Raw genomic sequence first — 12,998 nt, forward strand, 5'->3', positions numbered from 1 at the left:
GGTGCGCGCCCTCGAAACTCGTCTGAACTGGGGTCTTGTGTCCGGCGCGTGTCGTGCGTTACCTTCTCGCCCACTAGTCAAACGATTGAACGGAGATCATCGTGACCGTGGAGCTGGCTCTCACCGGGCGCCGGATCCTGGTGACCGGCGCCGCCGGAGGGCTGGGACGCGCGGTGGCGGAGCGGCTCGCCGAGTGCGGCGCCCGGGTGGCGCCGGCCGACCTGCGCGAGGACGACGTCGCGGCGGTGGCCGCCGGGATGCGCGCGGACGGCGCCGCGGGCGCACCGGAGCCGGTGCCGCTGGCGGCCGACCTCGCCGATCCGGAGCAGGCCCGCGCGCTGCCCGGACGCGCCGCCGAGGCCCTCGGCGGGCTGGACGGGCTGGTCAACTGTGCGGGCGTCATGCAGACCAAGCCGCTGGCCGGGGTGACCCCCGAGGAGTGGCGGCGGGTGATCGACCTCAACCTCAACGCGGTCTTCCTGGTGACCCAGCGGGCCGCCGAGCTGATGGACGGCGGCGGGTCGGTCGTCACCCTCGCGTCGGTGGCCGCGCGGTCGGGCCGTCCGGACGCGGCGCACTACGCGGCGTCCAAGGCGGCGCTGCTGTCGCTGACCAAGTCGGCGGCGCTGGCGTACGGCCCGGCCATCCGCGTCAACGCGGTGTGCCCCGGAGTGTTCCTGACTCCGATGTGGGAGGGGATCATCGCCGAGCGCGAGCGCAGGTTCGGGGAGGGCGCGGGCCGGGCCTACCTGGACCAGGTGACCGGGGCGTGCGCCCTCGAGCGCGACGGGCGTCCCCGCGAACTGGCCGACGTGGTGGCGTTCCTGCTCAGCGACCTGGCCTCGTACGTGACCGGTCAGGCGATCAACGTCGACGGCGGACTGGAGATGGACTGATGCGGGGTCACGCGTTCCGGCTGCTGTCGGCGCTCTACCACGACGAGCCGATGCTGGCGATCTGGTCGCCGGAGGAGACCGTCGCCACCTGGCTGCGGGTGGAGTCCGAGCTGGCGCAGGCCCAGGCGGAGACGGGGCTGCTGCGGCAGGACGACGCGGACGCGATCTCCGCCGTCTGCCGGCCGGAGCTCATCGACCTGGACCGGCTCTGGGAGGGCGCCCGCACCGTCGGGTACCCGATCCTGCCGCTGGTCCGGCAGATCGCCGGGCACCTGCCGCCGGGGCCGGACGGGCGGGTGCACTACGGCGCCACGACCCAGGACATCATGGACACCGGGCTGGCGCTGCAGCTCGTCCGGTCCTGCGACCGGCTGATCGAGCTGGCGCTGGAGTTCGGGGACGCGCTGGCCGCGCTGACCGGCGACCACGCCGAGGTCGTGGTGGCCGCGCGCACCCACGCCCAGCAGGCGGTGCCGACCACGTTCGGCGCCAAGACGGCGGTGTTCCTGGGCGAGGTCGCCCGGGAGGTCGACGAGCTGCGGCGGGTGCGGCCGGCCGTCGGCGTGGTGTCGCTGTTCGGCGCGGGCGGCACCAACGCGGCGATGGGGGAGGACGCGGCGCGGGTACGGGCCGCGCTCGCCCGGCGGCTCGGCCTCGCCGACACCGACGTGCCCTGGCACGTGGCCCGGGACCGGGTCGCCCGGTTCGGCCAGGCGTGCTCGCTGCTGGCCGCGACCTGCGTGCGATTCGCGCGTGAGGTCGTCGACCTGTCGCGTACGGAGATCGGCGAGGTCGGCGAGGAGGACGGGCACCACCGCGGCGCCTCCTCCACGATGCCGCAGAAGGTGAACCCGATCTCCTCCGAGTCCGTCATCGGCTACGGCGTCGCGGCGTCGGGCTCGGCGGCGCTGCTGGCACGGGCGATGGAGGCCGGGCACGAGCGCAGCGCGGGGGAGTGGCAGATCGAGTGGCTGGCGGTGCCCCAGCTGGCGGAGTACACCGCCGCCGCGGTGCGGCTGTCGGCCGGGACGGCGGGCTCGCTGCGGGTCTTCCCCGAGCGGATGCGCGCCAACCTGGCCCTCGACGGCGGCCTGCTGATGAGCGAGGCGCTGATGATGCGGCTCGCGCCGGCGCTCGGCCGGGAACGGGCCCACGACCTGGTGTACGCCGCCGCCGCGCGGGCCCGGGCCGAGGGCGCGGACCTGGTCGGCGTGTGCGCGCGGGACCTGCCCGAGGACGTGCGCGAGGAGATCGGCCCGCTGCTCCTCGACCCGGCCGCCTACCTCGGCGAGGCGATGTCGGTCGCGTCGAGCGCGGTCCGGGAGTGGAAGACGGTACGGAACGGAGGAGGGGCGTGATGGACGGAACACACGCGGGGACGGACGCGGGAACGCACGCGGAGGCGTCCGGCGGGGCGCGGGACGGGACCGGGCGGCGGCTCGCCGACCTGCACGCCATGTGGCGCATCCGGGCCCTGGAGGAGAAGATCCGGGAGCTGCGGGTCGCCGACGGCGGCAACGGCGACGTCGTGGGATCGGTCCACCTGTGCATCGGCCAGGAGGCCGGTCCGGTGGGGGCGTGCTCGGAGCTGGAGCCCGGCGACGCGCTGTTCGCCACCTACCGGGGGCACGGCTGGGCGCTCGCCCGCGGCGTGCCCGCGGAGAGCATGATCGCAGAGCTGGCGGGACGGGAGTCGGGCGTCAACGGGGGCCGCGGCGGGTCGGCGTACTTCACCGCGCCCGAGCACGGCTTCCACGGTGAGAACTCCATCGTCGGGGCGGGGCTGCCGATCGCCGTGGGCGCCGCGCTGGCCGGGCGGTTCGACGGGAGCGGCCGGGTCGCGATGACGGTGTGCGGGGACGGGGCGCTGAACCAGGGCGCCTCGCACGAGGCCCTCAACATGGCCGCCGCGTTCCGCCTGCCGGTCGTGTTCGTCTGCGAGAACAACTACTGGTCCGAGCTGACCCCCATCGACGAGATGGTCGGCGAGCCCGAGCTGTGGAGGCGCGCGGCCGGGTACGGCATGGCCGGCGAGCGCGTGGACGGCAACGACCCCGCGGCCGTGCGCGCCGCCGTCCGGGCCGCCGTCCAGAGGGCCCGGTCGGGTGAGGGGCCCACGCTCCTGGAGCTGATGACCCAGCGGCTCGTCGGCCACTACATCGGCGACGTGGAGCAGTACCGCAGGCCGGGCGAGCTGGACCGGGCCCGCGAGGAGGAGCCGATCGCGCGGCTCGGCCGGTCGCTGGCGGCCGAGGGCGTCCCGGCCGCCGACATCGAGGACGCGCGCACGCGCGCCCAGGCGGAGATCGAACGGGCCGCGGAGGCCGCGCTGGCGGCGCCCCCGGCCGACCCCCGGACCGCGAAGGACCATGTCTATGCCTGAGCTCACCACCACCAGGGAAGCCGGTGAGGCCCCGGTGGCCGAGACGCGGCGCCTCAAGTACGGCGAGGCCGTCAACGCCGCGCTCGCCCGGGTCCTGGCCGAGGTGCCGCAGACCCTCCTGTACGGGGAGGACGTCGGCAAGCCCGGCGGCGTCTTCGGCGTCACCCGCGGCCTGCGCCGCAAGTTCGGCGACCGGGTGTTCGACACCCCGATCAGCGAGGCGGCCATCCTCGGCAGCGCGGTCGGCGCGGCGCTGATGGGCGCCCGGCCGATCGTCGAGATCATGTGGGCCGACTTCTCCCTGGTCGCGCTGGACCAGCTGGTCAACCAGGCGGCCAACGCGCGGTACGTCTCGCGCGGCGCGGCCCCGGCCCCGATCGTCGTGCGCACCCAGCAGGGCAACGCGCCGGGCGCGTGCGCGCAGCACTCCCAGTCGCTGGAGGCGCTGTTCCTGCACGTCCCGGGGCTGCGGCTGGTGATGCCGCGGACCGCGCAGGACGCGCACGACGCGGTGGTCAGCGCGGTGCACGCCGACGACCCGGTCGTCATCGTGGAGAACCGCACGCTCTACTTCGGCGACAAGACCGAGGTCGAGCTGGGCGGGGCGGCGCGGCCGATGGGCTGGTCGCACCTGCGCCGCCCGGGCCGCGACGTCACCGTGGTGAGCTGGGGCGCGGTCACCGGCCAGGCGCTGGCGGCGGCCGAGTCCCTGGCGGCCGGCGGGGTCGAGGCCGAGGTCCTCGAACTGACCTGGCTGAACCCGCTGGACATGGACGCGGTCCTGGCCAGCGTCGCGCGCACCCGGCGGCTGGCGGTGGTCCACGAGGCCAACGTCACCGGCGGCTTCGGCGGCGAGATCGTCGCGCGCGTGGCGGAGGCCGGGATCGCCCTCGACGCCGCCCCGGTGCGGATCGGCGCCCCCGACGTACGGATCCCCGCGGCGCCGGTGCTGGCGCGGTCGCTGCTGCCGGACGCCGGCGGGATCGCCGCACGGCTCTCCGAGATGGTCCGCTGAGCGGATCCCACCCCCTAGTCAAACGTTAGAACGGAGGTGCCGCGATGGCACGAAAGAAGGCCCTGGCAGCCGTGACGGCCGCGTTCGCGGCGGTGACCCTGGCCGCGGGATGCGGGCAGGCCGAGCAGGCCGGCGGGTCCCAGGACACCGCGGCCAAGACCAAGAACCTCACCGTCGGGGTCTCCACCCTGGGGCTGAGCTTCCCCTTCCCGGCCGCGATCAGCAAGGGCATCAAGGCCGAGGCCGCCCGCCTCGGCGTCAAGATCGTCGAGGTCGACGCGCAGGGCAAGGCCGAGAAGCAGTCCAGCGACGTCCAGGACCTGGCGGGCCAGCGGCCGGACGGCGTCCTGCTGCTCCCCGTCGACTCCGGTGTGGCCACCGGGATGGTCGACCAGCTCAAGAACGCCGGCATCCCCACCGTGGCGGTCGCGTCCCAGGTCGGCGACCCCAAGACCCGCAAGCTCGACGACGTCTACCCGGGCCTGGCCGCCCTGGTGACCCAGGACGAGTACGCCGCCGGGCGCAAGGCCGGCGAGCTGGCCGTCAAGGCCGTGCCCAAGGGCGGCCCGATCGCGGTCGTCGAGGGCGCCGCCGGGTTCGCCGAGGTCGAGCTGCGGTTCCGCGACTTCCTGGCCCCGGCCAAGGCGGCCGGGATCACCTACGACGTGGTCACCCGGCAGCCGGGCGACTGGGTGCCCGACAAGGCGCAGGCGGCCTGCCAGAACATGCTCGCCGCCCACCCCGACGTCAAGCTCTTCTACGCCGAGAGCGACGACATGGGCGTCGGCTGCGCCAAGGCCGTCAAGGCCGCCGGCTCCAAGGCCGCCGTGATCGGGATCGGCGGCTCCAAGCTCGGCACCGACGCCGTCAAGAGCGGCGAGCTGTACGGGACCGTCTGCTTCAAGCCCGAGGACCTCGGCAAGCGCGCCATGCAGGTGCTGCACGAGCAGCTGACCGGCGCCAAGAAGTACGACGCCCAGTTCGTCACCTACGACACCCCGTCGATCACCAAGGACAACGTCGGCGACTGCCAGCCGCAATGGTGACACGGCCGGTGCCGCCGGAGACGTCCGCGACCAACGCGAAGGAGGGATCGATGGGCGGCGTCCAGGACGCCGGTGAGCGGGAGCCGCTGCTGCTCCTCGACGGCGTCACCAAGACGTTCCCGAACGGGACGCGCGCCCTGCGCGGCGTCTCCCTCGCCGTGCGCCCCGGCAGTGTCCACGGGCTGGTGGGCGCCAACGGGGCGGGCAAGTCCACCCTCGTCAAGATCATCTCTGGGGCGCATCCGCCGACCGGCGGCGTGCTGCGCTGGGCCGGCCAGGACCAGCGGTGGCGCGACCCCGGCGCGGCGCGCCAGGCCGGGATCGCGACCATCCACCAGCACGTCCCGCTGGTGCCCACGCTGACCGTGCTCGAGAACGTCTTCCTCGACCGGCGCGGGCCCTGGCGGACGACCCCGGCGCTGCGGGCGGAGTTCGCCGCGCTCGCCGACCGGCTCGGCTACCCCGTCGACCCGGACGCGGTGGTGGGCGACCTGCCCATCGGCCCGCGGCAGATGGTCGCGGTCCTCCAGGCGCTGGCGGCCGGCGCCCAGCTGGTGATCATGGACGAGCCCACCGCGTCGCTGGCGGAGCAGGAGCGGCGGGTGGTGTTCGACGCGGTGCGCCGGCTGTCGGCCCAGGGCACGGCGTTCCTCTACATCTCGCACTTCTTCGACGAGATCTTCGAGCTCACCGACCACGTGACGGTCGTCCGGGACGGCACGACCGTGCTGGACGAGGCCACCGCCGAGGTCACCGAGGGCATGCTCGTCCGCGCCGTCACCGGCCGCGAGCTGCTCGCCGTCGAACGCGCCGGCGGCGTCGAGCCCGACCCCGGCGCGCCGAGGGTGCTGGAGGTCTCCGGCCTGTCCTCGGCGGTCGGCCTGCGGGACGTCTCGTTCGACGTCCGCGCCGGTGAGATCGTCGGCATCGCCGGGCTGCTCGGGTCGGGCCGGTCGGAGATCCTGCGCGCCGTCTTCGGCGACGACCCCTCCGCCGGCGGCACCGTCCGCGTCAACGGCGCGGCGGTGGGCCGGTCGGCGCGGGCCGCGGTCGCCGCGGGCGTCGCCTACGTCCCCGAGGACCGCGCGGGGCAGGGCCTGCACGGCGGCCTGCCGCTCTGGCAGAACGTCTCCCTGCCCGACCTCTCGCGCCTGTCGCGCGGCGGGCTGGTGCCGCGCACCGCCGACGAGCGCGAGCGCGCGGACCGCGCGGTCGCCGACCTGGGCATCGTGACCGCGGGCGTCGACGCCGTGCCGGGCGAGCTGTCCGGCGGCAACGCCCAGAAGGTGGTGTTCGCCAAATGGATGTACGCCGACACGCACGTGTGGCTCCTCGACGAGCCCACCGCGGGCGTGGACGTCGGCGCCAAGGCCGACCTGCTGCGGCTGATCCGCCGCTTCGCCGCCCAGGGCAAGGCGGTCGTCATCGTGTGCGGCGAGTTCGAGGAGCTGCTGTCGGTGGCCACCCGGGTGCTGGTCGCCCGGGGCGGCCGGATCGTCGCCGAGCGGCGGGCGTCCGCGACCACCGAGGAGGAGCTGCTCATGCTGGCCCACGGCCTGCGGACCGAGCCGTCCGACCCGAACGAAGAAGAAGAGGTGCCCGATGAGCACTGAAGCCACCCCCGGACGGTGGCGGCTCCCCGCCGCGCTGCGGCTCGGCAACGCCGGCGTCGTCTACGCCCTCGGCCTGCTGGTGCTGGTCCTGACCGTCGCCGGGCAGGCCCAGGGCCGGGTGTTCTACCTGGGGCCGACCAACGTCTCCAACATCCTCGACCAGACCACCCTGATCGGCCTCCTGGCGATCACCACCACGATCGTCCTGATCAGCGGCAACTTCGACCTGTCGGTCGGCGCCGTCGCCGCGCTCGGGGCCGCGGTCTGCCTCAGCCTGTCCGACACGATCGGGTTCTGGCCCGCGCTGGCCCTCGCGCTCGGCACCGGCGCCCTGGTCGGCCTCTTCAACGGGGTGGTGGTGCAGTACGTCGGCATCAACGCCTTCATCGTCACGCTCGGCACCATGACCGCCGTCCGCGGGGTCGTGCTCATCGTCACCGACGGCCGCACCGTCACCGCCCCCGACGGCCCCGCCCGCGACGGCCTGCGCGCCATCGACGGCGGAGCGTGGATCACCCCGAACCTGTACCTGCTGGCCGGGCTCGTCCTGCTGGCGGCCGGCGGATGGCGGGTGTTCCGGACCCGCCGGTGGCGCGCCCCGGCCGCGCTCGTGCCCCTGGTGGCCGGGGCGGCGCTGGTCGCCGCCTCGCCCGTGGCGATCTTCACGATCCGGATCACCCAGCGGACCCTCTACCTGCTGGTGCTCGCGGCGGTGGCGGCGTGGGTGCTGCGCTACACCACGATCGGGCGGCGGCTGTACGCCTCCGGCGGCAACGCCGAGGCCGCGCGGCTGTCGGGCATCGCCGTCGACCGGTACCGCGTCGTGGCGTTCGTGCTCAACGGCACGGCCGCCGCGTTCGTCGGGGTGCTCTACGCCGCCCGGCTCGGCTCGATCAACCCCACCGGCCTGTCCGGCTTCGAGCTCACCGCGCTCGCCGCCGCCATCCTCGGCGGGACCTCCCTGTTCGGCGGCCTGGGCAGCGTGTCCAAGTCGCTGGTCGGCGCGCTGATCCTGGTCACCCTGAAGAACGGCTTCAACATCCTCAACCTGGGCGCGAACTGGCAGGGCCTGGTCGAGGGCATCGTCCTCATCGTCGCGGCCGGCGTCTACACGGTGTCGCTGCGGCGCAGGCAGACCAGACGCATCCGGGAGGCCGAGGCACCGGACCGGGCCGGGGGAGGTGGCGCGCCGGGCGAGCCGGATCCCGGAACCGCGCCGGAACGGCCTCCCTCACCTGAGAAGGTAGGGGCGTCCGGGGCCGAGCGAAAGGACGGATGAGGCGATGCTGTCCGGCATCTGGCACTTCAGCTTCCACGTCGCCGACCTCGACCGTTCGGTCGCGTTCTACCGCGACGTCCTGGGCATGGAGCTGGTCCACGTCCAGGAGCAGGCGAACGCCTACACCCGCTCCCTGGTCGGCTACCCGGACGCGCACCTGCGGGTCGCCCAGCTCGCCGTCCCCGGCCGCGGCGAGCAGGTCAGCACGCACGACCTGGAACTGGTGGAGTACATCGTCCCGCGCGGTGAGCGCCAGGACCCCGCCCGGCACCATCCGGGCGCCGCGCACATGGCGTTCGCGGTGCCCGACATCGAGGCCGAGCACGCCCGGCTCACCGCGCTCGGCGTGCGGTTCGTCTCGCCCCCCAACCACATCACCGCCGGCGTCAACACCGGGGGCGCGGCCTGCTACTTCCTCGACCCCGACGACATCACGCTCGAACTGGTCCAGCCCCCGCCGCGCCGCGCGGCGCCCCCGCCGGCCGGGCGGGCACCGATCGCGCTGCACAGCGTCCTGAGGGAGGGGCAGGAGGCGGCCTACGAGCGGGAGCACGCCACCGTCCCCGCCGACCTGCTCGCGGCGCTGCTGCGGGCGGGCGTCCGCGACTGGACGATCTGGCGCAGCGGCCGGGACCTGTTCCACCTGGTCGACGCCGACGACTTCGCCCGCGCCCTGGAGGTCCTCGCCGGGGACCCGGCCGACCAGGCGTGGCAGCGGCACATGGCCGGTTTCGTCGACCGCTTCGAGCCGGGCCGGGACGAGCGGACCGGCGAGCTGGCCAAGGTGTGGAACCTGCGCGAGCAGACCGCCGCCGCGCCCGGCACGCCAGCGGAAGGGAGCCACGATTGATCATCGATGCCCACCAGCACTTCTGGAACCTCGACCGGGTCGCCTACCCCTGGCTGACGCCCGACCAGGGGCCGATCCACCGGACGTTCGAGGAGGGCGACCTCCAGCCGCACCTGGACGCGTGCGGGGTCGACGGGACGGTCCTCGTCCAGTCCGCGGACTCCTACGAGGACACCGACTTCATGCTGGAGGTCGCCGACCGCTGGCCCCGCGTCCGGGCCGTGGTCGGATGGGTGCCGCTGACCCGGCCGGACGAGGCCGCCGGGGCCTTGGACCGCTACCGCCGCGACCCCCGCTTCGCCGGCGTCCGGCACCTGATCCACGACGAGCCGGACCCGGACTGGCTCCTGCGGCCGGAGGTGCGCGACGGCCTGGACCTGCTCGCCGCGCGGGAACTGACCTTCGACGTCGTCGCCGTCCTGCCGCGGCACCTGGAGCACGTGCCGGTGCTGGCCGAACGGCACCCGGACCTGCGGCTGGTGATCGACCACCTGGCCAAGCCGCCGATCAGGGAACGCGGGTGGCGGCCCTGGGCCGACCTGCTGGCCCGCGCCGCCGCGTACCCCAACGTCCACGCCAAGGTGTCCGGGCTGAACACCGCCGCCGACTGGGAGACCTGGTCGGCCGCGGACCTGCGGCCCTACGTCGCGCACGCGCTGGAGCTCTTCGGCGCGCCGCGGCTGATGTTCGGCGGCGACTGGCCGATCTCCGTGCTCGCCGGGGACTACCGCAAGGTGTGGGAGGAGACCGTCAAGGTCCTGGACGGCCTCGGCCTCGACCCCGCCGAGCGGGCCCGCGTCCTGGGCGGCACCGCCGCCGACGTCTACCGCATCCCCGACCCCACCTGAGCGGGAGCCGCCCCATGCTGGAGTTGTTCACACCGATCGCCGAGCGGGCGCGGATCACGGTGCCCGAGGAGCACCGCCGCCCGATCGCCGTCGTCGGCGCGGGCGCCATCGCCGACGTCGCGCACCTGCCCGCCTACCGCGCCCACGGCCTGACCGTGCGCGGCGTCCACGACCTGGACCGGGACCGTGCCGAGGAGGTCGCGTCCCGGCACGGCGTCGCCCGGGTCTACGGCACGCTCGACGAGCTGCTCGCCGACGACGAGGTGGAGGTCGTCGACATCGCCGTCGTCCCGACCGCGCAGGCCCCGATCGCCCGGGCCGCGCTGGCCGCCGGCAAGCACCTGCTGTGCCAGAAGCCGCTCGCCCCCACCCTCGCCGAGGCCCGCGAGATCACCGCCCTCGGCGAGGCGGCGGGCCGGTGCGTGGCCGTCAACCAGCAGCTGCGCTGGGACGAGGGCATCGCGGCGGCGCGCGCCATGGTCCAGGCGGGCTGGATCGGCACGCCCACCGCGATGTCCTTCAACGTCGACATCACCACCGACTTCAGCGGCTGGTCGTGGCTGAAGGGCTCGGACCGCCTGGAGATCATGTACCACTCGATCCACTACCTGGACGCGGTGCGCAGCGTCCTGGGCGACCCGGTCCGCGTCTTCGCCGCCGCGGGCCGTACCCCCGGCCAGGCGGTGGCGGGCGAGACCCGCACGATGAGCACCCTGCTGTTCGAGGACGGCGCCCGCGCCGTGCTGCACGTCAACCACGAGAACCGCACCGGCGACGCCCGCGCGGAGTTCCGGATCGACGGCGACCGGGGCGCGATCCGCGGCACGCTGGGCCTGCTGTACGACTACCCGCACGGCCGGCCCGACACCCTGGAGGTGTCCAGCGCCGCGGTGCCCACCGACGGGTGGACGCCCTACCCGGTGACCGAACGCTGGATCCCCGGCGCGTTCGCCGGGCCCATGGCCGCGTTGCTGCGCTGGATCGCCGGAGGCGAGCCGTCTCCCACCGCGGCCCGCGACAATCTGGGTACGCTGGCACTCGTCGAGGCCCTGTACGAGTCCATCGCCAGCGGCGAGGCACGGCTTCCGGGGAAGATGTGACCCCGTCCACCGAGCGCGGCGGGCGGCGCACCCGCCGGGTCACGCTCGCCGACGTCGCCCGCAAGGCGCGGGTCGACAAGGCGGTGGTGTCCCGCGTCGTCAACAACGACCCGCTCCTCAACATCCGTCCCGAGACGCGCGCGCGGGTCGTCGCGGCCCTCAAGGAGCTCGACTACCGGCCCAACGTCGCGGCCCGCAGCCTGCGCACCGCGCGGGCGGGGACCGTCGGCCTGTTCATCCCCGACTTCGCCAACCCCGTCTACGCCGAGATCATCACCGGCGCGGAGACCGCCGCGGCGACCCGCGGCTGCGCGCTGATGGTCGGGTCCTCCACGGTCGGCGACGGGCGCGCGCAGACCTACCTGGACCTGCTCGGGCAGGGCCGGGTGGACGGGCTGCTGCTCGCCGGGGGCGCGATCACCGACGAGGAGCAGGCCACGCTCGCCGACCGGGCGTTGCCGTGGCTGTTCGTCAACCGCCGCGGCGGGGGCGGCCGGCACGTCATCCTGGACGACGGTCTCGCCGCCCGGATGGCCGTCGAGCACCTGCTGGAGCTCGGCCACCGCCGCATCGCCCATGTCGGCGGGCCCACCGGCGCCGACACCGCCCACCGCCGCCGCGAGGGCTACGTCGAGGCGCTGCGCGCGGGCGGCCTGGAGGAGGATCCGCGGCTGATCGTCGGCGGCACCTACGGGCCCGGCGGCGGCGCGCAGGCCGTCGGGCGGCTGCTGGAGGCCCCGGAGCCGCCGACGGCGATCTTCGTCGCCAACGTCAGCTCCGCGATCGGGGTGCTGAGCGCGCTGCGCGCGCACGGGCTGTCGGTGCCGGAGGAGGTGTCGGTCGTCGCGGTGCACGACCTGCCGCTCGCCGAGCACCTCATCCCGCCGCTGACCACGGTGCGGATGCCGCTGCGCGCGCTCGGCGCCCGCGCCACCGAGCTGCTGCTGACGGTGCCCCCGGACCGTCCCGTCGAGGAGGTCGTCCGCGACCCGATCGAGCTGGTCGTCAGGCAGTCGACGGCGCCCCCGCGCTGACCCGAGCCCGGCCGCCCGCCGCACGGGTGGTGGAGCCTCCCGCCACCCGGGCGGTCAGTCCTTGCGGCCGACCGCCCCATAGAGCCAGGTGCCGACGTCCTCCGCGGGCCTGTCCCTGGTGTCGGACTCGGGATCCCACCGGTCGATGGTGACCAGCCCCGGCTCGACCAGGTGGAGCCCTTCGAAGAAGCCCGCGATCTCCGGCTTGCCGCGGAAGTAGATGGGCGTCGGGGTGGTCGCGTAGACGGCCTCGATCTGCTCGACCGCCTCCGGCGCGTGCCCTTCCCGGGTGACGTGCGTCGCGGCCAGATGGCTGCCCGGCGCCAGCGCGTCCAGCAGGCGCCCCATGACCGGGCCGCGCTCCTCCAGCGTGAGGAAGTGGATCATGGCGATCATCAGCACCCCGACCGGGGCGCCGAAGTCGATCACCCTGGTCGTCTCCGGATGCCCGAGGACGCCCTCCGGACGGTGCATGTCGGCCTGCGCCACCGTGGTGCGGTCGTCGGTCGCCAGCAGTGCCCGGCCGTGGGCGAGCACCACCGGATCGCAGTCGACGTAGACGACGCGGGCGTCCGGGACGATCTCCTGCGCGATCTCGTGGGTGTTCCCCACGGTCGGCAGCCCGGAACCGATGTCGAGGAACTGCCGGATCCCCCGGCGGGCCATGTACCGCACCGAGCGGCGCAGGAACGAGCGGTTCTCCAGGGCGAGCTCGCGGATCTCCGGCATGGCCTGGGCGACCCTGTCTGCCGCGTCCCGGTCGACCTGGAAGTTGTCCTTGCCATGCAGGTAGTAGTCGTACATCCGGGCGACGCTCGCGGTGGTGGGATCGATGTCCTGCACGCCACGTCCTCCACTCAAGATCAAGTCGGCCGCAAGCGTAGCGCAGCCGTCACCGGCCACGAGGCGGTTCCGGCGTACCGTGGACGCGCGG

General features: G+C 74.5%; 12 protein-coding genes. 11 read left to right on the top strand and 1 reads right to left on the bottom strand.

The features are described from left to right. Positions 1-101: 101 nt before the first annotated feature. Genes IW256_RS16080 through IW256_RS16130 form a run of 11 tightly spaced genes read left to right on the top strand, consistent with a single transcriptional unit; the run spans position 102 to position 12,064 of the window. A complete protein-coding gene (locus tag IW256_RS16080) occupies positions 102-896 on the top strand; it encodes an SDR family NAD(P)-dependent oxidoreductase (RefSeq protein ID WP_197011753.1) in 795 nt (264 codons plus the stop codon). Next, positions 896-2,254, top strand: a complete 1,359-nt coding sequence (locus IW256_RS16085; RefSeq protein WP_197011754.1) for a class-II fumarase/aspartase family protein — start codon at positions 896-898, stop codon at positions 2,252-2,254. The genes IW256_RS16080 and IW256_RS16085 overlap by 1 nt, the downstream gene beginning before the upstream one ends. After that, the gene (locus IW256_RS16090) at positions 2,254-3,279 is read left to right on the top strand and encodes a thiamine pyrophosphate-dependent dehydrogenase E1 component subunit alpha (protein WP_197011755.1); all 1,026 of its coding nucleotides are present in this window, start codon (positions 2,254-2,256) and stop codon (positions 3,277-3,279) included. Before IW256_RS16085 ends, IW256_RS16090 begins: the two co-directional genes overlap by 1 nt. Further along, entirely contained in the window at positions 3,272-4,294 is a 1,023-nt protein-coding gene (locus IW256_RS16095; protein ID WP_231403808.1) for an alpha-ketoacid dehydrogenase subunit beta, read from the top strand. The genes IW256_RS16090 and IW256_RS16095 overlap by 8 nt, the downstream gene beginning before the upstream one ends. A gap of 44 nt (positions 4,295-4,338) precedes the next feature. Further along, a complete protein-coding gene (locus IW256_RS16100; RefSeq protein ID WP_197011756.1) occupies positions 4,339-5,340 on the top strand; it encodes a sugar ABC transporter substrate-binding protein in 1,002 nt (333 codons plus the stop codon). 50 nt (positions 5,341-5,390) lie between these two features. After that, positions 5,391-6,953, top strand: coding sequence for a sugar ABC transporter ATP-binding protein (locus tag IW256_RS16105; protein WP_197011757.1), 1,563 nt, complete (start codon positions 5,391-5,393; stop codon positions 6,951-6,953). Next, positions 6,943-8,232 carry an ABC transporter permease gene (locus IW256_RS16110; protein ID WP_197011758.1) on the top strand — a complete coding sequence of 430 codons (1,290 nt, stop codon included), beginning with the start codon at positions 6,943-6,945 and terminating at the stop codon, positions 8,230-8,232. Before IW256_RS16105 ends, IW256_RS16110 begins: the two co-directional genes overlap by 11 nt. 4 nt (positions 8,233-8,236) lie before the next feature. Next, positions 8,237-9,082 (top strand): VOC family protein, encoded by an 846-nt coding sequence (locus IW256_RS16115; RefSeq protein WP_197011759.1) that lies wholly within the window; start codon positions 8,237-8,239, stop codon positions 9,080-9,082. After that, the gene (locus tag IW256_RS16120) at positions 9,079-9,930 is read left to right on the top strand and encodes an amidohydrolase family protein (RefSeq protein WP_197011760.1); all 852 of its coding nucleotides are present in this window, start codon (positions 9,079-9,081) and stop codon (positions 9,928-9,930) included. The genes IW256_RS16115 and IW256_RS16120 overlap by 4 nt, the downstream gene beginning before the upstream one ends. 14 nt (positions 9,931-9,944) lie before the next feature. Next, positions 9,945-11,030 (top strand): Gfo/Idh/MocA family protein, encoded by a 1,086-nt coding sequence (locus IW256_RS16125; RefSeq protein ID WP_197011761.1) that lies wholly within the window; start codon positions 9,945-9,947, stop codon positions 11,028-11,030. Then, positions 11,027-12,064 (top strand): LacI family DNA-binding transcriptional regulator, encoded by a 1,038-nt coding sequence (locus IW256_RS16130; RefSeq protein WP_197011762.1) that lies wholly within the window; start codon positions 11,027-11,029, stop codon positions 12,062-12,064. The genes IW256_RS16125 and IW256_RS16130 overlap by 4 nt, the downstream gene beginning before the upstream one ends. A gap of 54 nt (positions 12,065-12,118) precedes the next feature. Here the strand turns inward: IW256_RS16130 and IW256_RS16135 are convergent, their stop codons facing one another. Beyond that, a complete protein-coding gene (locus IW256_RS16135) occupies positions 12,119-12,907 on the bottom strand; it encodes an SAM-dependent methyltransferase (protein ID WP_197011763.1) in 789 nt (262 codons plus the stop codon). Between the last annotated feature and the right edge of the window lie 91 nt (positions 12,908-12,998).

The organism is Actinomadura viridis, from assembly GCF_015751755.1.
Taxonomy (GTDB): domain Bacteria; phylum Actinomycetota; class Actinomycetes; order Streptosporangiales; family Streptosporangiaceae; genus Spirillospora; species Spirillospora viridis.